12 protein-coding genes and 1 pseudogene are annotated in these 22295 nt (G+C 46.7%); 7 read left to right on the top strand and 6 right to left on the bottom strand.

Going from position 1 to position 22295, the window contains the following annotated elements:
* Window positions 1-100 precede the first annotated feature (100 nt).
* On the bottom strand, window positions 101-2911 hold the full coding sequence (locus B9T62_RS12845; protein ID WP_087915607.1) for a glycoside hydrolase family 2 protein: 2811 nt from the start codon (window positions 2909-2911) through the stop codon (window positions 101-103).
* A gap of 220 nt (window positions 2912-3131) precedes the next feature.
* Here B9T62_RS12845 and B9T62_RS12840 point away from each other — a divergent pair, with 220 nt between their 5' ends.
* The gene (locus tag B9T62_RS12840) at window positions 3132-3974 is read left to right on the top strand and encodes an AraC family transcriptional regulator (RefSeq protein ID WP_087915606.1); all 843 of its coding nucleotides are present in this window, start codon (window positions 3132-3134) and stop codon (window positions 3972-3974) included.
* Window positions 3975-4096: 122 nt separating this feature from the next.
* Window positions 4097-4225: pseudogene (locus B9T62_RS41775) on the top strand (IS3 family transposase); the annotation flags it as partial.
* Window positions 4226-4750: 525 nt separating this feature from the next.
* Here B9T62_RS41775 and B9T62_RS41255 read toward each other — a convergent pair.
* Window positions 4751-10426 (bottom strand): rhamnogalacturonan lyase family protein, encoded by a 5676-nt coding sequence (locus B9T62_RS41255; protein WP_281257726.1) that lies wholly within the window; start codon window positions 10424-10426, stop codon window positions 4751-4753.
* A 603-nt stretch (window positions 10427-11029) separates the two neighbouring features.
* Between B9T62_RS41255 and B9T62_RS12825 the strand changes: the two genes are divergently transcribed.
* On the top strand, window positions 11030-14038 hold the full coding sequence (locus B9T62_RS12825) for a hybrid sensor histidine kinase/response regulator (RefSeq protein ID WP_245864443.1): 3009 nt from the start codon (window positions 11030-11032) through the stop codon (window positions 14036-14038).
* Window positions 14039-14090: 52 nt separating this feature from the next.
* On the opposite strand, the gene B9T62_RS12820 is transcribed toward B9T62_RS12825, so the two are convergent.
* The 4 genes from B9T62_RS12820 to B9T62_RS12805 form a co-directional block, all read right to left on the bottom strand.
* Entirely contained in the window at window positions 14091-14321 is a 231-nt protein-coding gene (locus tag B9T62_RS12820; protein WP_087915604.1) for a hypothetical protein, read from the bottom strand.
* Between the two features lie 5 nt (window positions 14322-14326).
* A complete protein-coding gene (locus B9T62_RS12815) occupies window positions 14327-15547 on the bottom strand; it encodes a Ger(x)C family spore germination protein (protein WP_087915603.1) in 1221 nt (406 codons plus the stop codon).
* Window positions 15528-17057: a spore germination protein gene (locus tag B9T62_RS12810; protein WP_087915602.1), complete on the bottom strand. Its 1530-nt coding sequence runs from the start codon at window positions 17055-17057 to the stop codon at window positions 15528-15530. Before B9T62_RS12810 ends, B9T62_RS12815 begins: the two co-directional genes overlap by 20 nt.
* Window positions 17058-17280: 223 nt before the next feature.
* On the bottom strand, window positions 17281-18066 hold the full coding sequence (locus B9T62_RS12805; RefSeq protein ID WP_087915601.1) for a DeoR/GlpR family DNA-binding transcription regulator: 786 nt from the start codon (window positions 18064-18066) through the stop codon (window positions 17281-17283).
* A gap of 245 nt (window positions 18067-18311) precedes the next feature.
* On the opposite strand from B9T62_RS12805, the gene B9T62_RS12800 reads away from it, so the two are divergent.
* The 4 genes from B9T62_RS12800 to B9T62_RS12785 are packed head-to-tail and all read left to right on the top strand — an operon-like array spanning window position 18312 to window position 22275.
* The gene (locus tag B9T62_RS12800) at window positions 18312-19091 is read left to right on the top strand and encodes an MBL fold metallo-hydrolase (protein WP_087915600.1); all 780 of its coding nucleotides are present in this window, start codon (window positions 18312-18314) and stop codon (window positions 19089-19091) included.
* A gap of 32 nt (window positions 19092-19123) precedes the next feature.
* Window positions 19124-20449, top strand: a complete 1326-nt coding sequence (locus B9T62_RS12795) for an ABC transporter substrate-binding protein (protein ID WP_087915599.1) — start codon at window positions 19124-19126, stop codon at window positions 20447-20449.
* A 60-nt stretch (window positions 20450-20509) separates the two neighbouring features.
* Window positions 20510-21445 (top strand): carbohydrate ABC transporter permease, encoded by a 936-nt coding sequence (locus B9T62_RS12790; RefSeq protein WP_087915598.1) that lies wholly within the window; start codon window positions 20510-20512, stop codon window positions 21443-21445.
* Entirely contained in the window at window positions 21442-22275 is an 834-nt protein-coding gene (locus B9T62_RS12785; protein ID WP_157685588.1) for a carbohydrate ABC transporter permease, read from the top strand. The genes B9T62_RS12790 and B9T62_RS12785 overlap by 4 nt, the downstream gene beginning before the upstream one ends.
* The last annotated feature ends 20 nt before the right edge of the window (window positions 22276-22295 follow it).

Genomic DNA, 22295 nt, shown 5'->3' with positions numbered 1-22295 from the left:
AATTTCCCGGAAGATGGAAAACCACCAATAACACTATTTGCAGACATACTCAAACCTTTTGTTGTAGTTGCCTTGATTGCTACGTTTTACACCTGATTTCCTAGCCTTTTAGTTCGGTAACCGCTAACACATGACCACCGTTATCATATCCCTCGTCCGTAGTGAAATCGACATCCAGCGATCGGGACTCTTCTAGGAGTATTCTCAACTTCTCCGGTGGGATGGTAGAGGTTGGATTGAACGCATTGGACTCCATATAGTTCAGCATTTTGTAGTACAGGTACCGCGCTGCGCAATCGGCTTCATCAAAACGAAGTGTGCATACTAGAAGTCGTCCTTCTCCCACACGCAATTCGAATAAGCTCGACTGTTTACGGATCATCTTATAACTGCTTACGACTTCCACGATTGGGTCAAAAGGAATTTCCAGGTCATTAAACACAACCGTCTCGGCACCCTCTAACATCGAATAGAACTGCCAATCACAGAAGCCCTCATGAGGGAATTCCATCATTAACGGGTGCTCGCGAACGACAGTAGCATTATTCCCTTGCACACGACCGCCTGACATGATTTGAAACGTGGTCGGCAGTGTCGGAAATGGTTTTTCCCCCAACAACAATGCTTTGCCTCCGTTTGCGATGTATGAAATACTTTCAGCATCCAATGACGACAACACTCGCGTCGCGGGCTGCTTTTCAGCAGGGAGCTGTTCGATCGTCGGAAACACCCAGTAATCCCAACTGTTTTTTACTTGATACTCTCCTCCGTTCAGGTATACTTCCAGCAGCATTTTACGCGGAAGAGGCAAATCAGGAATGGTTAGTTGAATTTCGCCTAAAGCCTCAACTTTGCCCAATGCAATATTCGGAATAGTTTGCTCACCTCTTACGTATACAGTCCTTTCTTCATCGAGCAGAGTCCACCACATTTTCCCATGTTCCAGTGGAGTTTGACCAAATAAAGATGCCCAAATTGAAAGATTCAATTGTTGTCCACTCGTAAGGTTCCGATGCTTTCCGCAGTCAGCCAGTAGAACACTTTCCCCATTGTATTGTCGCACCGACTCTACTGAAACTCCGGCTTTTAATTCGTAAAATTCATTTAATAAACCAACGGCATAACCAGTACGATGCCAATGGCAATCAATTGCACCTAAAAAATCGTAGCCTGATACATACTGGCTTCTCCTGATATTCTCGATGCTATATTTCACGATTTGCAGCATCCATTTACAAGAATTTTGGTAGTATAATGGCGCGTTTTGAATAAGGCCCATCTTCTCTACATAAGTACGGGCCGCGGCATACATTTCTGTTCCAATGCGAGTCCCTTTGTATCGATGCTCCAAGTCCAGATTCAAGTAACTATCATTGATACCGGCCTCATGAATGAGGCAAGGACGTTTATACATTTGGAGCCGTTGCTCCATTTTAAAGTCATCGGTGTCTAAGGAATGATAACTGAATAATACACCATGTGGTGCGAAAACATCGGAATAGGACCTCAATTCCGCCATTCGTTTGGCGTTGTGCGGATATGGCTCGGACACGTACCCCTCATCTTCTTCATTGACTAAATACTCAACTGAATGCAATCCTTCCATCGGATTAAAAAGCGCATCGGGAGCTAGCGCCTGCATGTGCAGCGCCATCTGCTTTACATAAGCAATCATCTCTTCGTTCAGCGGCACTTCATTACCACAGCAATAGATGATAACCGAAGGGTGCCTCCGGCAGGTATATAAAATGTCTAGCCAATCGCTTTCTGCAAATCCATTCGGCGACTCCACTTGCAGCATCATCCCTAATTCATCGGCAGCTTGCAAACACTCTACCGGTGGTGTCCACGTATGAAAACGAACCCAGTTAAATCCAAGCTGGCGAAGTTTCTTTAAGGTCATCCGATAATATTCCAGATCACTTGGAGGCGTACATGTTTCCGGAAAATAGGCATGGTCGGTCAACCCTCTAAGTATGACCGGAATACCGTTCAATTGAAGACTAATGCCTTTTGCTTCAATCGTTCTCAGTCCGAACATCTGTTCACTACAATCGGAAACGGTCTGTCCATCACGCAAGCAAAGTCGAATCCGATACAAATTCGGATGATGGTCGGACCACGTTTTCATACCGAAAGTACTCGAGGTCCATTTGACAACACCTAAATCGACCGACTGCGAACCAGAAGCCAGAATGTGTTCAGAATTGGGATCTTGGATTTCCCAATCCAACGTTTGTGCTCTTTCCGATTGCTTGCCTTCTATGGTGATCTCCCACATCAGCTGTTTCAAGTTACGATCGGCGTGAATATAACAATCTTTAATACGCTTATGGCCTGCGACTTTTAATTCTACCGAGCGATAAATTCCTGCGCTCTTCCCTGTGAATCCACGGATACTGCAGCCGATCCGATCTGTCCTCGTATTTGCCACGGCTATGATTAACTGATTGCTTTTCCCCGGCTTTATATACTCCTCTAGATTCATCTCGAATGGGGTTAAATGACCGACATGGTGGCCAATGAAATGTCCATTTAACCAAACCCATGCTTCCAAAGTAACGCCACCAACGCATAACGTAACCGTCCCGTTCGTCCAATCTGCTCCAGCAACGAATGACTTTTTGTACCACCCTGTCCCGAGAAGAAACGGGAGTGACGCATCGGCTGGTTTCCCAGCGCCCATAGGAAATGAAATGCGTCTGTACTCCGGATTAAAGCGAGACACTCTGGACCAGAAATCGGTATATTGTAGTCGCTCTGTATAATCGTCCCAATATCCAGGAACAGGAATCATCGCTTCAAACGCTTCCGAAGCAGGGGGATCTTGGTTACTCACTTTCGGCTCCGACCGTGTATAGGCGAATTGCCAATCTCCATCTAGCGAAATAATCTCAGGATAACTAGTCATTTCATTCTCTCCTTTGTGTCGGCTCTCTACAGCCGTTTTCTGACGAACTGAACGAGGAATTCTCGAACAGTTATAAACTATTATAGATAAACCATTCGGCAGCTGAATATGAGATGGTTTGAAAATGATGTCAAATAGTACGATTATTATATATCGATAAACTCAATGTTATAATGGGTTTAAATATAGTCATATCAAATAGTAAAGGAGATCTTCACGAATGAAAACAGATATGGATATTTTCAACGAATTATCCGAACAGATCGAGATTCGAATGAATTCATGCAATCAGCTAACACACGTTGGAGATTGGAGCGAGCACAAAACTCACTCTGATTATGATCTCTGGCTTTTACTAGACGGAAGTCTTACCATCCATATCAAAGGAATCAAACATTCGGCAAAACCTGGTGATGTTATCTTCTTTTATCCGGACGTTCCCTATCATGCAACTTCTGCCGATTGGGGTTGCCGATTTATTTATGTTCATTTTGATTTTGCATTAGGCAATCAGCAACGTATACTCAGTGATTTCCAACTTTCGGGCATCATTGACCGGGAGCTTATTCATGAGGAAGTTGAGCGGTTCAGCAAAACCTATTCACAATCGAAACAGCAGAGCATTATACCAGGAATCCGTCTGGGTATGAAGGCTAATCTAACGGCCATTGTAGCTAAAATCATGGAGCTCCACGGTACCGGTCAGTACACTGGCAGATTCCTGAATGGTTCGATGACAAATAAATTAGGAAGAGGTCTAAACCTATTGCGGCCGGTTTTCAAGTATATAGATGATCATCTGAACCAATCCATAAAAATGAAAGAGCTCGCAGCACTTGTGGGTATCTCCGAAAAATACTTTATTTCGTATTTCAAGAATGCACTGGGGGTCACACCTGGACAATATATCTATCAGGTGAAAATGAACCGGGCGAGAGAATATCTCTACGAAAAAAAGTATTCCGTTCAACAGATCGCTAACTTTCTCGGCTACCCGGATCCGTTCACATTCTCGAAGGCGTTCAAGAAATACTACAACATCTCTCCATCGAAATTCGTATGATACGTAGCAATTCATTCCCATAAAATAGGGTGCATAAAAGAAGCGAATGACTGAAATGATCCATAAATCCAATCAGTGGGTCAAGCGATTTAGGAATAGAAAATTCGGAGCTTTGCATCCGTCATAAATTCCGGTACGGGTATAGAAAAATCACATTACTTCTTGGACAACGCATGAATCACAAACGAGTCCAGCGGAATATGCAGCGTAAGGAGCTCCAGTACCGCGTGTGGATGAAAAAACGAAAGGGCACAGGGCAACAACCTATGCACCAAAGAGAAAATCTGCTCAAGTGACAATTCCATGTAGAAGTCCTCAGCAAAAGCTCGTCAAGTTTGGATACGTTAAACCAACTTCCAGAGCAGGAGGAATTGTTACTACATAGCGACCAGTGCAGTGTATACAGGTCCTTGGCATACCAGGAAGCTGTAAAAGGAAAAAGCATTACCATGAGCAAGTCCCGTAAAAGAACGCCCGCTGATAATGCCCCCATTGAATCGTTTCATTCCAATTCTAAAACGTCCTACCTCGAAGATCTTAGGTGTACAACGACTGCAATCGATGAACAGATTATTCGAGACTACCTCTGATACTATAACTCAATTCGAATTCATGCGAAATTAAATACGCAGTCCCCGGTAGATTTCTAATAACTAGCTGCTTAAACTTGCAAGGTGTTTCGATCCCTGTCTCAAAAACGGGGGGGCAGTCCTGCCGATACCTGAGGTCTTTTCTATTCATATTTCTACTTGTTTTCTGCGCTAAATCGTATTATGTTATTTTACTGTTACGTTCATTACAGCACTTTCAGTTGTACCTGCACTGTTCACCAGTTCCACCCGGTATTCATATATGCCGGCTGTCCGGTTCGTAATTACGGTTACGGCTGACAGCGCGTTGGGCGAATTAGCGGTTAACGTCTGTGTATCGATCAACACGCTATTTTCATACAGCCGGTAGGTTGTGCCATTCGTCCCCCACCACATATTCATCGTTACCTTATAATTCCCGTCGCCGTCCCAATTGTCATTCGATAAGACCGGCTTGGCGGGAGACGCATCCTTGACCGTCACTACAAGCGGACGGGAGACTGTCGTACCAAAAGAATTGCTCAACTCAGCTGTATAGGTATATGTGCCATTAGCTTTTCCTGCAACGTTGGTCAGCAGTGTCTGTGCCGCTGGTGAATCATCTGTGATAGCGCTGCTGTCGATAAGCTTGCCGTTCTCGTACAGCTTATAGCTGGTACCGTTGTTGCCCCACCACATATTCATTGTAATCTGATAGTCGCCGTCCAGCAGTCCGGTAACATGTCCATTGTTGCTGGACAGAACCGGCTGTCCGGGTGCCCCCGTCGCTTTCGACACGCCGCCAACAATCTGAATAGCCGGTGCTTGAGGCGTTTCCATTCCGGTACCCAGATAGAAGCTAGGGTGCGGCGGCTGATTGTAGCCTACGTTCTGCCAGGCTACGCCCAGGCGGTAGACCGGATCATGCATGAGTGTGCGGATACGGACATCCGTCAGGTCCGTTGTGGTATAAATCCGCAGCTCGCTGCTGTCAGTGGAGCGCCACATAATTTCCTCGCGCCAGTCTCCAAACAAATCGGCCTGCAGACTCGGATTGGCTTTAGTCGAGTTGTTTGAAGCTGCCCCTGCTGTTGTCAACAGATTGACGGTAGTCTGGTTTGCATAGTCCCACTTGTCGACCCGGTTATCATCCATAAGCTCCCGCAACAGGTCGCCATCCCACCAAACGCCAAAATTCGTTGAGGACGGGAGCTTTGTTGTGATTAGCTCTCCCTTGGCACTGTAAATGCCGGTAACCGGGATCTGCTGGGCGTTTGTGATAGTTGCCGCCCAAGCCTCTTCACCTAGATAATTCGGATCAATGTCAGCCGACATTCCACGTCCGGTATCAATACCTGTAAAGATTCCCCAAATTGCCTCACCAGTCTCAGCATCCCGCATTTCTAGCCCGTATTTGGAGTTCGTATGCTCATGCACATCCACTACTTCCAGCCCTGGTCTGGATGGATCCAGATCGCCGAAATGGATGGCATCGCCATGTCCGAGTCCTGTATTGTATAGCGGTAGTCCGTCATCATCAATCGCCATCGCCCCGAAGGTTATTTCGTCCTTTCCATCCCGGTCGACATCTCCCACAGAGAGGTTATGATTGCCTTGGCCGCCATAATCCTCGTATCCCTCTTCACTGGAATCAAATCGCCATACCTTGCTTAATTTTCCGTCCTTGTAATCGTAAGCTACCAGCACCGTCCGTCTATAATAGCCGCGGCTGAAGATTGCGCTCGGATGTTCGCCGTCCAGGTAAGCCACAGCTGCCAGAAAGCGGTCGACACGGTTTCCATAGGTATCTCCCCACGATCCTACATCTCCGCGTGGAGGATCATAATCGAGAGTATCTATGGCCTTGCCTGTCAGCCCATCAAATACAGTCAAGTGCTCATCTCCCAGTAGTACATAACCTGAGCTGTTACGGTGATCCGCCTTAGCATCGCCAATTACGTTGCCTTGGCCGTCAATTGTTCCATCCGCTGTTTTTAACATGATTTCCGCTCGTCCGTCACTGTCAAAGTCATAGACCAGGAACGGTGAGTAGTGGGCACCTGCGCGGATATTCGGTCCGAGTATAATCCGCCAGAGGCGCGTTCCATCCAGCTTATAAGCATCCATATAAACAATGCCGGTATATCCGGAATGTGAGTTGTCTTTGCTGTTTGAAGGCGACCACAGCATCACTATCTCATATTTCCCGTCACCGTCCAGATCACCTACACTGGCATCTCCCGCATTATACGTGTAAGGCTGACCATCTTTAGTATAGCTGTCTGCAGGCTTCTGCAGCGGAACAGACAGGTATTGCTGCTGCCATATGCCGAATGCTTCCGATGCAAGCTGTTCTGTACCATTTAGTATAGTCTTGATTGTATATTTGGAGCTATCGGTTCCTTTAGCATCCAACAGATTAGTGCTGCCAGTCAGCGGTGACGCATTAAGCTTTATCCCGTCACGATATACATTAAATGCAATGGAATCAGGATCAAGTCCTAGCACCCGCCAGCTGATATAATTACCTGCACTTGTTTTGACAGCTACCGGCGCTCGGTCAAGATTCTCCATATTACGGAATAATGATGTAACAATAGGAGTATCCAGTATCGAGGAGAAATCGGAAATCCCACCCGCATTGACTGAAGCTACTTTGTAGAAATAAGGAATCGTACTCAGAATTGTACTGTCTGTGTAGGATGATTCTTTTGTTTTTCCAATCAGAGCGTAATTGCCGTCCGCCGATTTAGAGCGGTAAATATTAGACATTTTGGCTGAAGAATCTTTATTCCAGCTGAAGCTGACATCATTTTTATGAATGGAATCCAGCTTTAATCCACTTGGAACTGCAGCTTTGGCTACTGAAGGATCGATCATGGATACTATCAGCAGATTAGATGAAACTGACTCCAGTCCTGTACTATCCACCGCTGTTACCCAGTACTGGTAATCAATCCCGATAGCTGCCGTTAAATCCGTGTAATTTGTTGCATTTATTTCACCCAGCATTTCAGTCTTGTCGGCTACAGTAGCCTGACGGTATACCTTGTATTTTGCCGCTCCCTCAAATCCATTCCACGATAAGGAAGCGGTTACAGGTTCACTGTTCAAGTCGAGCTGATCCAGCTTCAGATTAGACGGTGCCAGCATCAGTGGTGTAATCTCTATCCCGTTCAGATGGGCGGTTGTACCGCTGAACACCATATTCACCTGTCCGTCTTTGACAGAGATCTGGCTGTATTCCTTCTCGGCAATGCTGCCCTTGCCGGAGGAGATGGTCCCGTACTCCTTACCTTCAATCGCGACATTCGTTTTGATAGCTCCCAGCCAATCTCCTGCATAGACCTTAACCGAGTAATAACCGTTCGGCAAATCCACCTTGAATTCATACGATCCGCCGAAATACATGACAAAGTCCCGGCGTAGTGCATCTGTTCCACCCCCGCGGTCACGGTCATTCATTCCCGCACTGGATACAAGCCCGAAACCTAACTCCGGTGTATAAATCACATTGCGCGTTACTTCTGTATAACCTTCGGCGACCGGAGCGCCTACAGGACCAAAGTCAAAACGGTATTGAGATTGCTTCGTTGTAATCGTTACCGGATCAGACGGCTGCGATTCTCCGCGTCCGTTAACGGCAGTTACCCGTACTGTATAACTGTTGCCTTCAGACATTCCGCTTATCGCAATTGTGGGAGTTGTTGAGGATCCAATCATGACATAGGCGGATTCATCAGCCGAATCCAGCTTGCGGTAAATTTTATAAATATCTGCTCCTTCCACTGCATCCCATTTTAGCAAAGAGCCTGAATTGCTAATGCTGCCTGCTGCAAGACCGGTTGGTTTTGTAGGAACCGCTGCAGGTGGTTCAATTTCTGTAACCTCATCAGAAAGCGGAAGATCTAATTCAGCGATGCCCCCGGCAAGCAAACGAGCCATCTGAATGGCCCCATATTCCTGGAAATGGGTGTTGTCGCTAGACCCCGTAGGAAAAGCTGCATACACTCCCGGTTCTGTATACAAGAACACCGCACGTGTAGCCTCGAAGCCAATGGAATTATAATAGGCAATACTTTTTGCGCTAAGATCGACCAGCTTCACATCCAGTTCACTGGCTACCTCTTTCATCGCCTGCACATATTCAGCAAAACTTACGTTGAAAGAATTTGTTTCCGTTTTAAAGTCCCGCCGTCCCATAGGCGTAACCAGAATCGGTGTAGCTCCTCGTTGTCTTGTGCCTAAGACATAGCTTTTCAGATAATTTTTGTAATCGGCAGGCGAAGCATAACGGGCGGGTACGCTGACTGTCGCATCGTTATGTCCAAATTGTACTAGAAAATAATCCCCAGGGTTTATTTCCCTGAGTATTTTATCCAATCTGCCTTCTACAATAAAGGATTTCGAACTACGGCCGCCGATAGCCTGATTATCGATGTGAACTGCTGAACTGAAAAATTTGTCAAGCATCTGTCCCCAGCCCGCTTGAGGCTTCCAGTACGAGTTGTAGGTCTGGACGGTTGAGTCTCCGGCAATGTAGATTGTCGGCTTGTCTCCAGCAATGCGTTCAGCCTGTTTTTTAATAACAAGTGAATTCAAGACAGGCCGTGTTCCACTGAACACAAAGTTCATTTGTCCGTCTACAAGCGCGATATCGAAATCCATTTCCAAATACTGTCCCGCAGTTTTGGATGTCTGTTGCACTTTCTGTATACTTTCCGCATGAATTGCGATATTCGTTTCGCCACTGCTGTCCCCGGCTATCAAGGATACAGTGTAGTCCCCGTTAGGCAAATCAATATTGAATCCTGTATCCGCAGGAATGACAAAATCCGATCTCAGAGCATCACCTGTCCCCCTGTCCATTCCGCTTACTGTAGCTGTATCTGTAAAGCCGTATTTGCCCTCTGCCGAATAGAGTGTTCCGGCTTCGACCTTCAGATAACCCTCAGCCGCTTCTCCTGGTCCAAAATCAAGTGCATATAAATCTCCTTCTGGCAGAGGCGCCGGCGGGGTGCTGTCTTTGACCTCTACAACCACGGGATTGCTTAAATTGGATTCTGTCTCTTCTTCGTTGATAGCGGTTACATGATAGGAATAATTAATATTTTTGGTCACTTGATTATCCGTATAATACGTAGCGGCTGTTACTCCAAGTAATAAAGTATCTTCAACTTGAGCGCTGCGATACACCTTATAGTAGACTGCATCAGTCACCGTACTCCATTTAAGCGATACGCTATTATCTTTCACGGCAGTAACAGCAATTCCTTCAGGTGCTGCCGGAGGTGCTGCTAATACCCGTTGAATAACTAATGCATTTAAAAATCCACTGGAACTTGTTCCAGAAATACCTACTGTAAGTTGACCATCACTCACCTTAGTATGGTAGGTAGCCTGATTGACCTGTTGTTTGCTGGTAATCGTTCCGGCTGCTATGCCCTCAAGTGAAACATTTGTTTTGGTTGCACTCGTTCCCGCAAGTATGTCCCCTGAATAGACAGTAATGTCATACTCTCCATTCGGCATATCTACCAGAAACTTATAGGATGAGCCCAGCACAAAATCATTAGTGAGCTCATCCCCTCCGGAACGTTTTCTGGACCCTATTGTCTGGTCTAAACCATACCCAAGCTCACTCGTATAAAGTAAGGATTCATGCACACCTGTATACCCATCCATAACGGCACTCGTAGCTGTTCCGAAATCATATTTTAGCACTAGTAGTGAAGACTGTGCCGATGTGGTTTCCACCTGCTCTGCTCCATATGCAAATGCAGGAAATAAAGTTGAAACAATGATCATCCACGACAGTATAACCATGGTGATTGGTTTGCTTGCCTTTGTAAAAATCATTTTTTGCGCTTCACCTGCTTTCATTTAGTAAAAACCTCTTGAAAATAGCCTTATCAGTAAACGCTTACAATAATATACTTACAAGATTTTTTAAATCTTCTTTTATTCCTCACCTCCTTACACAATTACTTTTAATCAGTAAGTTAGCATGGATTTAAATCCCTATTCCAAAGTCAACTCTGATAATGGAGATAGTAACACGTCGGGCATTGGTTTAAAATGGAAAAAACCGAGAGGTGCTTGTAAGTTTCGACTCTTTTTAAATATTCAATTGCTAAAATTGCTGCCTAAAAGTGATAAAAAGAGCCTGTACTTTGTGCTCAAGATTGATCAGAAAAATCCCCTCTCTCTCATGAATCCAGTGCAATATGTGTATATTTACCATGTTGTGGATATCCTCCCAGACCGGATGCGTAACTTTGTCGAGTACAAAATGAATTCCGTACTCACCAAATAGTCGGTCTCGGCAACGGGAACGACTTTTGGTATGATATGGTCATGAGAAATAATAATATAGTCAACAAAATAACAATAATTCTACTCTTTATCACCGTTCTATCCGGCCTTCGCTGGACTTGGCAAAACATATTTACCGTAGAAAGCCCTATCCCTGCGGTTAACGGTGTAATGGATTTGCGCGGCCGCAATCTGGAGGATTCAGGATTATTCAGAGTAGACGGCGAATGGAGCTTCTATCCTTCTCGATTCGTCTCGTACAAGGATCTGTCATCCTTACCGAGCGCCTCCTTGCCGCTTAAGGTGCCCGGCGATTGGAAGCGTGCGATGGGAAATGATCAGACTTCTTCGTATGGCTATGGAACGTACCGGCTGCGAATATTGGTGGACCCGCTCCAGCAGCCTGTCTCCCTATGGATCAAACAGATCCACTCTGCTTCTAGCGTAGAGATCAACGGCGAACTCCTGGGCGCTAAGGGTAGAGTTGCACTTGATGCGAAGACGTATAAGCCAAAAACGACTTCGTATTTATCTCCCTATTTTTCAGATGAGACGACAGTAATTGAGGTGCTGATTCAAGCAGCCAACTTTGATCATCCTTACAAGGGGGGTATTGGAGGTTCTGTATTTTTTGGTTCCCAGCAAGAGGTCAACCGCATATACTTTTATGCAGTCGGCTTTCAAATGCTTACAGTGGTTATCCTGCTGCTGCATGGACTGTATGCCTGTATCCTCTACTTATTTAATTCCAAAGAGCGTGCTTTGTTCCTGGTAGGGTTAATGACCTTATCCGTCGCCATAATCCTTATGGCTCGCAATGACAACTTAATTCTTACGTTTCTTGCGATTAATTACACCTGGTCTATGAAGATTCGGCTTACTGCTTTCTTGTGGCAAAACCTTTTGATTCTGCTTGTTTTCAGGAGGTTCACCTCGGGCGCCGGAATCAACAAATGGTTACGCGCATACATACAGATTCTTTGTCTTTATTCCGCCTTTATACTAATCGTTCCCGCTTCTCTGATCAGTACATCCATTCACTGGGGAATCGTTCAAGTGTTTCAGTACGTCCCCTTCATCTGGCTGATATATAGCCTGGGGCGCTTATTGTTCAAAAAACAGGCCGATAAAGATGTTGTATATTTGCTGTTATCAGGGGCGGCAATCATTTCTAATCTGCTGTGGAGTTTATGGGATTATAACGGACAGTTTTCGATCGTCTATTATCCCTTGGATATTATAGCCGCCATCGTGGGCTTCTCCGCGTATTGGTTCAAACAGTATTTTCACAATGCCAAAGAGAACATGGAGCTAAACGAGCAGCTGAAAAAAGCAGACAAACTCAAGGATCAGTTTCTCGCCAATACCTCTCACGAGCTGCGGACGCCGCTTCACGGGATCATGCATATCGCGGAGAATATAGTGACGAAGGAAAAAGGCAGACTGTACGAGAGCAGCCGCAAAGATATGGAACTGCTGATTACCATCAGCCGCCGTATGTCACATATGCTTGGCGATCTACTGGATGTGGTCCGCCTTCAGGAGCATCGCATTATTTTGAAACAGGAGCCAGTTCCTATTCAATCGGTTGTTCCCGGAATAATCAGCATGCTTCAACATATGATTGAAGGCAAGCCGGTAACGTTATCTATGGATATCCCGGAATCAATGCCGCTTGTTCTCGCGGACGAGCAAAGGCTAGTGCAGATTGTGTTCAACCTGGTTCACAACGCGCTCAAATACACTGAAGAAGGACGGGTATGTGTCTCGGCTGAGGAGCGGAATGGACATGCCCTTATCCATGTGACAGATACCGGAGTAGGCATGACCCAAGAGACCATAGCCCGGGTGTTTCTTCCATATGAGCAAGGCCCGCATGGGATTCGTGACGGGCGTGGGATCGGACTGGGATTAAGCATATGCCGGCAGTTGGTAGAACTGCATGGAGGCAGCCTAAGCATTCAATCCGAGCCCGGCAAAGGCTCCGTCTTCAGCTGTGATCTTCCGCTGGCCGACTCATTCAGCCAACAGATGGTATTAAGTCAGACTTCCGCTACTGTGGAGAATGCGGACGCAATTCATAAGCAGTTGGCAGAGTGGCGCCTTTCCGAAGATCAACCAAGCAGCCCTGCGATACCTGAACCGATTCCACCGCTCTTTACAGACAGCAAGGTGAACATTCTGGCAGTGGATGATGATCCCGTCAATCTAAGCGTGTTGAAGGGCATGCTAGCGAGCGAGCCTTACGTCATTACTGCCGTGAACTCCGCCCAAAAAGCGCTGGATTTGCTGAATAACCAGAAGTGGGACCTGCTTATTGGCGATGTTATGATGCCGCAGATGTCGGGCTACGAATTAACGCAGAAGGTCCGGATGCGTTACTCCTTATATGAACTTCCAGTGCTGTTACTAACCGCACGCAGTCAGCCCGCGGATATCTATACTGGATTTTTGGCTGGCGCCAACGATTATGTCACCAAGCCGGTGGACGCAATGGAGCTCAAATACCGCATCCGGGCTTTAACAACGATGAAGCTCGCCTTTAATGAACGGGTGCGTATAGAAGCGGCTTATCTACAGGCGCAGATTCAACCGCATTTTCTGTTCAACACCCTGAATTCCATTTCGGCACTCAGTGATCTGGACACGAAAAAGATGCAGGAGCTCATCGCTGCATTCACTTCCTACTTGCGGATCAGCTTTGACTTTCTGAATACAGGAGAACTTGTGAGCCTCTCGCATGAACTGGAACTGGTAGAATCCTATTTATATATTGAACAGACACGATTCGCAGAACGAATATCTGTGGTCTGGAAGGTAGAGCCGGACATTGACATCCTCTTGCCCCCCCTATCCATCCAGCCGCTGGTTGAGAACGCAGTCAAGCACGGCTTGCTCAGCCGCCAACAGGGCGGCACCGTTCAAATCCGGATTACCCGTCTGCACAAATCCGTACAGATTGAAGTGCAGGATAATGGACAAGGTATGGATCATGAAACGCTCTCTTCACTGCTGAAGCCGACTATGGAAGGCAAAGGTGGCATCGGGCTGGCCAACACCAATCGGAGGCTTTGCCAATTGTATGGTCAAGGTCTGTCGATTCACAGTAAGCATGCTGAAGGCACTACAGTGTCTTTTGTTATCCCGGACCAAGAGACACTTCTGCATGAGTTACCCTAATCATTTAATCCCTTTCCACTTCAGGAATTATGACAGTATTCTTTAAAACTTCCTAATAAAACCATAATGAAAACAGATGGTTAACCGGTCTATAGATCAGCATAATCAGAAGCAGCGGGCTCGGCACTTGAATTCTATACAAGGAGCAAACGACCACACCCATGCCTGCGGTCCAGAACATGACCCAGACCAGAAGGTCGCGGCGTCTGCTTCTTCGTTGTAGCAAAGGCAAATCGATGGCCACACCGACCGCCGCAATAGCGAGAAAAAAAAGCAACATCATTTCGCTCACTCCTTGATATCGTCAATAAAAGATTTGTCCGTAACACCGATCCGGTTAATCGACACGCTGGCTTTATAATGGATGGGCAGCGACTTCAGATAATTGTCTCCTTTTTTCTGCTGCAGCCTGGCCCAAGTTTTCGGACTGGCACGGTATATCGACTGTCCAAATCCCATAATATCCACATTGTATTGCTCGTTAATCTGCTCGACGGCAGTTTTCATCCGCAAGACAATCCGCTCCTCCGATTTCCTTTCCAGCTGTGTAATCACGCGTTCGGCCTCCAAATTATCTTTGCTCTGCACCTCTTCCACATTGCACACGGCCTTTACATGAATGTAAATATGCGGTTCGCCGTCAATGATCTTCACTTTACGTTTTGTCGATGTCTGAAGCACTTCAATGACAATGGGCCGGCCGTCGTCTCCTTCTACTGGACCCGAGGTTTTGACAACCTTATTGGTGACATAATTGTAGCCGATCGTCTCGTTTTTATTTAACCACCCGACCATCCTGTCTTTCTTGAATACGGCGACGTTACTGAAATGTATTATGGCTTTGGGAGTGCTCACTTCAACATTACTCTTCTTCTCGCCTTCACTGGCACTGCCGGACAACTCCACTCCGGTCAACACCGGATTTATCCCTTCGTAGAGCAAATCATCAACAAAACTGTTTAGAGAGACAGCGACCGTTTTGGCCGTAATCTTGTAGGATTGGTCCAGGGATTCAAACAATTTATTTGCCGGCAATTTGTTCAGCGGGGTAAGAACCTTCAGGACATCTTCGGCGGTGCTGTCTTTGGCGACCATAGCATAGTAATCATTACGCGGTTCCCGGCTCCGCTTCAGTACATCAAGTGTCTCGCTTAGCCCGGACCGGGCAAGTTCTTCCCCGATAACCAGTATGCGGATATGCCCGTAATAGCATTGTCTCGAATTGACGAGATTGTAGCTGCGCTGGGCTTCATAAATTGTAGGTACATTGAAGGCAGTTACAACCACCGGTACTCCGCCCCCAGTTCCTCCAACTGTCTGAGAGGAAATTGAGGAGGGAATAACCACCTGCAGCGAAACTCTGTAACCGGACTCCGTCTTATCCAGCCCCATTCCCAGCACAAAGGCCAATTCATTTAGCTCCCGTCTTTCCCAGCATCCGCTGAGCAGCATGGGTACGGTGAGGGCAAGCAGCAGCCGGAATAAGACTTTAATGTTTTTTGGGCTCATAGGTCGATTCCTCACGCTTGGATGTGTCTTGACGTTTAAGGTCTTGAATGTTATTGTTCGCCGGCCTTGTTTTTAAGAGCGGCCAGGGAAAGCGGAAGATGGAATCCTTCAGATCATTTGAATGGTATGGAGCGATCGGACTCATATAGGGCATCCCGAAAGAGCGCAGGCTTGCCAAATGCACCACGATCAAAAAGACACCGAACAATATCCCATACAATCCGATAAAACCAGCCAGGCCAATTAGTACAAAACGAATCATTCTTGCAGCTATCGCCATTCCACTCTCCGGTATGACGAAACTGGAAATGGCCGTAATGGATACAATGATGACCATCGCCGATGAAATAAAACCCGCTGCAACCGCCGCCTGGCCGATCACCAACGTACCGACGATGGATATCGCTTGCCCTACATTCCTCGGGATCCTCACGCCCGCTTCCCGCAAAATCTCATAGGTCAATTCCATAATCAGCGCCTCAACAAAAGCCGGAAAAGGAACGCTCTCCCTCTGTGCTGCAAGGCTGATAACCAGACTGGTGGGTATCATCTCCTGGTGATAAGTGGTAACCGCCACATAAAAAGAGGGCGCAAACAACGTAATGAAAAAGGAAAGAAAACGGACAAAACGCAGCAAGGTGGCAATATCGGCCCGCTGATAATAATCTTCGGCAGACTGAAAAAAAGCAACAAAAAAGGTAGGAACCAACAGGACAAATGGCGTTCCGTCTACAAGAATCGCCACTTTACCTTCGAGGACTCCAGCTGCGATAGTGTCCGGCCGGTCGCTGTTATAAACCGTCGGGAAAGGCGTAGCAGTTGTATCCTGAATAAATTCCTCGATATATCCGCTCTCGAGAATACTGTCCGTATCTATTTTGGCCAGCCGGCGCTTTACCTCCTGCACCAGGTCAGGGCTTGCGATGTTGGTAAGATACATGATGGACACACTGGTCTGGGTCACCTTGCCGATCTGGAAGGTTTCAAGCCATAACTGGCTGTCTTTGATTTTTCTTCGAATCAGTGCCGTGTTCGTCCGCATATTCTCCGTGAACCCTTCCATCGGCCCCCGGACCACCGCTTGTGAGCTTGGTTCACTTACATTGCGGTCCTCCCACCCAGGCAGTCCAATCCGCAGGGCGCTTGATGTTCCGTCTACCAGCACCATTACATTGCCGGACAACAGCTGATGAACAAATTGCCCCAGGTCATTGATGACGGACATATCTCCCGCGATCAATATGCGTTTTCGCAGAAGCTCAAGCTTCTGCCCGGCATCAAGATCCCTCAGCAGCTCCGTGGTACATCTGTCCTGAAGCGAAAATAATATGGAGTTATGCAGCACTTGAGTATCGATAAGACCGTCAATGTAAATCAAAGCAATTTGCGTAAACTGATCCAGCTGCAGTTCTTTGATCACCAGATCGGTACTTTTCCCCAGCAGTTGAACCAACTGCATCTGATTCTCCTCCAGCCGGTGTGACAATGTGCCCATAATTGTATCGTTCATCTCGAACCTCCGATTCGTGAACATGCATACATAGTATGATGCTGAATTTGATAATTATCCTTATTATTTCCTTCTTTAGTTTTTAGTGCATAATTCAGGATAGGTAGTTACATGTTATCGGATTGAAGTGTCGCATCTGATTGCAAAAGATATTATCTTCTACATCAAGGAAGTCCCAGCCTACTGGGTAGACTGGGACTTCACCTATGCCTTCGTTTTCCCGTTATTGCTGCTCATTGTTTATCATAACGGCTTGAATTACGTCAGTCCCTTGTGCACGAATGCGTCCGATATCCTCAGTATCTGCTTCCCAATCCGTTATGACGCAATCGAAGGATTCGATTGGAGCGACAAAAGCTTTATGAATCTTGCCGAATTTACTGTGATCAGTCACTAAAATACGCTTGGTAGAGTATGTAAGCATCTTATTCTTGATACTTGCTGCTGATAAAAAGGGATCGGTAATTCCTTGCTTCATGTCAAGCCCGGAGGTACCCAGAATACACAAGCTTGCCCGGAACTGCATAATCAATTGCTCTGCCAGAGGGCCGACAATGCCCGCTTCCGCCCTAACCTCTTCAGCCGTACCTCCGCACACAAACACCTGTAAGCCGGGTCTGCGCATACATTTATAAGCGATATCGATGCTGTTGGTCACAATCGTAATATCTTTCAGCTCCGTAAGAAAATCCGCAAGGTAGCTGTTAGTCGAACCGGAATCAATGAACAGGGTATCACCCGGTTGAATCCATTTGATGGCTTCGGCGGCGATCGCCTTCTTGTGCGCTTCGAACGGATCACTCCCCAGAGCTTTCTCCGATGAATCGTCTCTTTTGCTGATTAGAAAAGCTCCCCCGTTCACCCGCCGAATATAGCCGTCTGTTTCCATCTCCTGAAGGTCTCTGCGGACAGTAGGAAGAGAAATCTCCAGCAGCTCAGCCAGTTTGTTCACACTTAAAAACGTATGCTGTTCTAAAAAGGAGATCATCAATCGTTGTCTGGGTTTCATATCTATTTCTCTTCCCTTCTCTACCAATTAATCATTGTAATTCTACTTTACTATAAATGTTGGAAGATTAGAACCCAAATATGAGAGAAAAAGAAAAAAATGATCGTTATCGATCAATATAAAAATAGTTATTGATCGATTTTTACATATATCCCTCTCCTTTTTGACATATTGTTGATAAATCAGCTTTACAATGAGAGAGGAGTTGATCGAAATCAATCATATGAACGAAAGGGTGTTGAACAATGGAAGCAAAGACAAAGGTAACGTTCTTCGGAACGGAAGCGGCTATTCCGGAATTGGGAGGTGAGACAGCCAGTTTTCTTATCAATGATCAGGTTATGGTAGACACAGGATGGAATATTGTAGAGAACCTTCGCCGCCAGGGAATCGAGCCCGGCAATATTCGCTATCTCTTGTTTACGCATATGCATCATGACCATTATATCTCGCTCCCCTCATTTCTCTATTACTTTCTGATCACTAACAAGGATTTGGCAAGCCTCAAAATACTGGGTCCCGAGGAAGATTTACAGCCCATTATGCATCATGCTCTTGAATTCCTGTTCTTGAACCGCAAGTTTTACCCTACCCGCAGCTACCCCACGATCGTGCCGCTGAGTCCGGGTGATCATTACGATGACGAGCTTTTCCACCTGGAAACCACCTCTTCACTGCATCCGGTCCAGGCGCTCTGTTACAAATATACCGACAAGGAGACCGGAAAGTCGGTCACTTTTACCGGAGATACCGCTTATCATGAGCCTATTATCGATCTGGCCCGCGGCACCTCACTGCTCATCCATGAAGCCACTTATGGAGCTACGCCTGCAAATCCGCTGAAGAACGGCGGACTGCATTCCAGTGCGATGGATGCCGCAGAAATCGCCAAAGCAGCGGAAGTGGAGCAGCTCGCCCTGATTCATGGCCTCCGGCACAATAATGAAGCCAGTGTAAATGCAGCGGCAGCCATTTATTCCGGTCCGGTGATGTGGCCGGAGAAAGATCAAACAATTTATCTCTAGGTTCATATCCTAAGAAAAGTGGTGAGCAAACAATGAATCAAACCGCTCGTGTGATGTTTCTTCCGGCTTTAACTGCCTTTGCCATCTTGGTGTCCGGCTGCACCCCATCGAATAATACAGCTTCCCCGGAAAGCTCCGCAGCTGCTGAGAGCGCTAAGCCGACTGAAGCGGCGGGAACGGAGAAAGTGAAGCTCAGAATGACAACCTGGTCAACCGCCGACAGCTATGAGATGCAAAAATCCGTACTGGACAGTTACATGAAAGAGCATCCCAGTGTGGAAATCACCTTCGAATCCGTGCCGGATAATTACGATCAGAAACTGCTTGCCCAGTTTGCAATCAGCGATGCGCCTGACATTATCATGGTAGGAGACACCCATATCCCCGTCTTTAGCGAGAATGGTGGACTTGCGGACTTATCCAGTCTGGTGGATGGAGCCAACGGGGTTGATCCCGGTGATTTCTATGAGGATATTGTAAATTACGGGAAGTACAAAGATAAACTGTACGCCATGCCTAAGGATTGGAGCAATATGGCGATCCTATACAACAAAAAACTGTTTGACGAGGCAAAAATCCCTTATCCCCAAGCTGGATGGACATGGGACGAACTGTACGAAACAGCCAAAAAACTGACTAAACGAGAAGGCGGAAAAACCACTCAATGGGGTTTTAAACTGCCGGCTACTGATCAGCGCCGGGTACAACCGCTGGTGCTTGCTTACAGCGATGGCATTGTAAGTCCCGATGGAACTACTTATAACGGATACATGAACAGCCCTGGTGTGGTTACGGCCTTGCAATGGTTAAGCGACGCCTATCATAAGGATGAAATCATGCCAAGCAGCACGGATACCGACTCATTCAAAGGGATCGATATGTTTGGTGCCGGGAAAGTGGCCATGGATTTTAATGGACGCTGGCCCATTGAAGACTATGTGAAAGATCCAAATATGGAATTCGGCACAGTATCGCTCCCTGTAGGGCCAAATGGAGCAAACAACTTCGTATTTTACGGCGGCTGGTCCATTTATGAAAAATCGGAGCATAAAGAGGCAGCCTGGGATGTCATCAAATACATGACCACCCGTGGCGGAGCAGAAGTATTCGGTGATTTCGGATTTGTGGCATACAAACCGGTAGCCGATGAAAAAGGCCAGGCAACCGACATTAATTACAAATCGTTTACGGATGACATTCCCAATACGAAAATCATGCCGGATATGATTGATGTCGACTATCCAAAAAGCGGAAAGCCTGCATTCACAGAAGCACTGGAAAAAATATTACTCTCCGAGACCGATGTGAAGCAAGTGCTGGATGAAGCTGCAGCAGCGGCGGATAAAGCAAAGAAATAGTAAAATCTTGGCATAGGCAGGCTGGACAGCCTGCCTGCCAATCTATGGAGGGCACTGCTAATGGGAATATCCACTGCTCGCAAGGCGGCAAAACCTGCGGTGCACAAATCGGTATTGAATCGAAAGGAAGCACTTATCTTTTATTTGCTGATTTCCCCGTGGTTGATTCATTTTATCTTTCTGGAGGCGGGCCCGATGCTTGCCTCCCTGTACTTCAGCTTTACAGAATGGAATATGCTGTCGTCACCGGAGTGGATCGGCCTGAGCAATTATGTTTTTGCCCTGACAGAAGATCCCTTGTTTTGGAAGTCATTGTTCATAACATTTGGGTTTGCAATCATTTCGGTGCCACTGAACCTGATCGTCGGCCTGATGCTGGCCCTGCTCCTCAATATCTCGCTTCCGGGCAACAAGCTGTTCCGTACAATCTATTATTTGCCTTCGCAGATTAGCGGCGTTGCGGTGATGGTGATGTGGATATTCGTCTTCAACCCAGAGCTTGGACTGCTTAATTCGTTCCTTGGTCTATTCGGCATAGAAGGTCCAGGCTGGATTTTTGACCCGGACTGGGCGCTTCCTTCTCTGGTCTTTATGAGCTTGTGGTCCGTTGGCGGCGGAACGATCATCTGGCTGGCCGGACTGAAGGGGATTCCGGAATCGTATTATGAATCGGCTACCCTGGACGGCGCAAACGCCTGGAAACGGTTGATTTATATCACTCTGCCTCTGCTTACGCCGACCATTTTTTTCAATCTGATCACCGGCATTATTGGAGCTCTGCAAAAGTTCGGCGAGGCTTATGTGATGACCAAAGGGGGGCCCCTAAATTCCACACGGTTTTTTAACTATCATCTATATGACTATGCCTTCGGTAAATTTGAAATGGGCTTAGCCTCTGCCCTTGCCTGGCTTCTGTTTCTCATCATTCTCGCCTTAACGCTGCTCGTATTCTCCAGTTCCGGGAAATGGGTTTATTATGGAGGGGAGAAGAAATGATGATTAGAAGAAAACCGATTCTCAGCACGCTGCTCTATATTCTGCTCTCCACTGGTTCTATCGCCATGCTGTTTCCGTTCGTATGGATGCTTTCCACCTCGTTAAAGAGTGATGTACAGTTATACGCATGGCCGCCTGTATGGCTTCCCTTTCCTTTGCAATGGGATAACTATGTCAAAGCGTTTACCCAGCTTCCGTTCGGCCTGTGGTTTGGCAATACGGCGGTGATTACAATGATCAGCGTGTTCGGTGCGGTGCTGTCTAGCCCGATCGTCGCCTACGGGTTCGCCCGCTATCGTGCACGAGGACGCAAACTGCTGTTTATGATTATGATCTCCACCATGATGATTCCATGGACCGTGGTTATGATTCCTAAGTTTTTTCTGTTTTCGAACATACACTGGGTCAATACCTTTTTGCCGTTGACGGTACCCAGTTTTTTCGGGAATGCTTTCTATATTTTTTTACTCCGGCAATTTTTCCAGACGATCCCTCCCGATACGGAAGAAGCGGCCAAAATCGACGGCGCCGGTGTGTTCGGCATTCTGTGGCATGTTCTGCTGCCGGTGACGGTACCGGTATTGGTTACCGTAGCGATTTTCCAATTTGATTCGTCCTGGAATGACTTCCTCCAGCCCCTACTTTATTTGAACAAACAGAGCCTGTTTACAGTTTCGCTGGGGATGAACTTCTTTAACGGACAATTTGATGTGCAGTGGAATTATTTAATGGCTGTCGCTTGCGTGGCTATGCTGCCCACCATCGTTCTATTCTTTATTGGACAAAAATATTTCGTACAAGGAATTGCCTTGACCGGTATGAAAGGCTGATTCATTTGTAACATGGGTTT

This window comes from Paenibacillus donghaensis, assembly GCF_002192415.1.
Lineage (GTDB): Bacteria > Bacillota > Bacilli > Paenibacillales > Paenibacillaceae > Paenibacillus_AQ > Paenibacillus_AQ donghaensis.
This window is presented reverse-complemented; position numbering and strand designations above follow the sequence as displayed.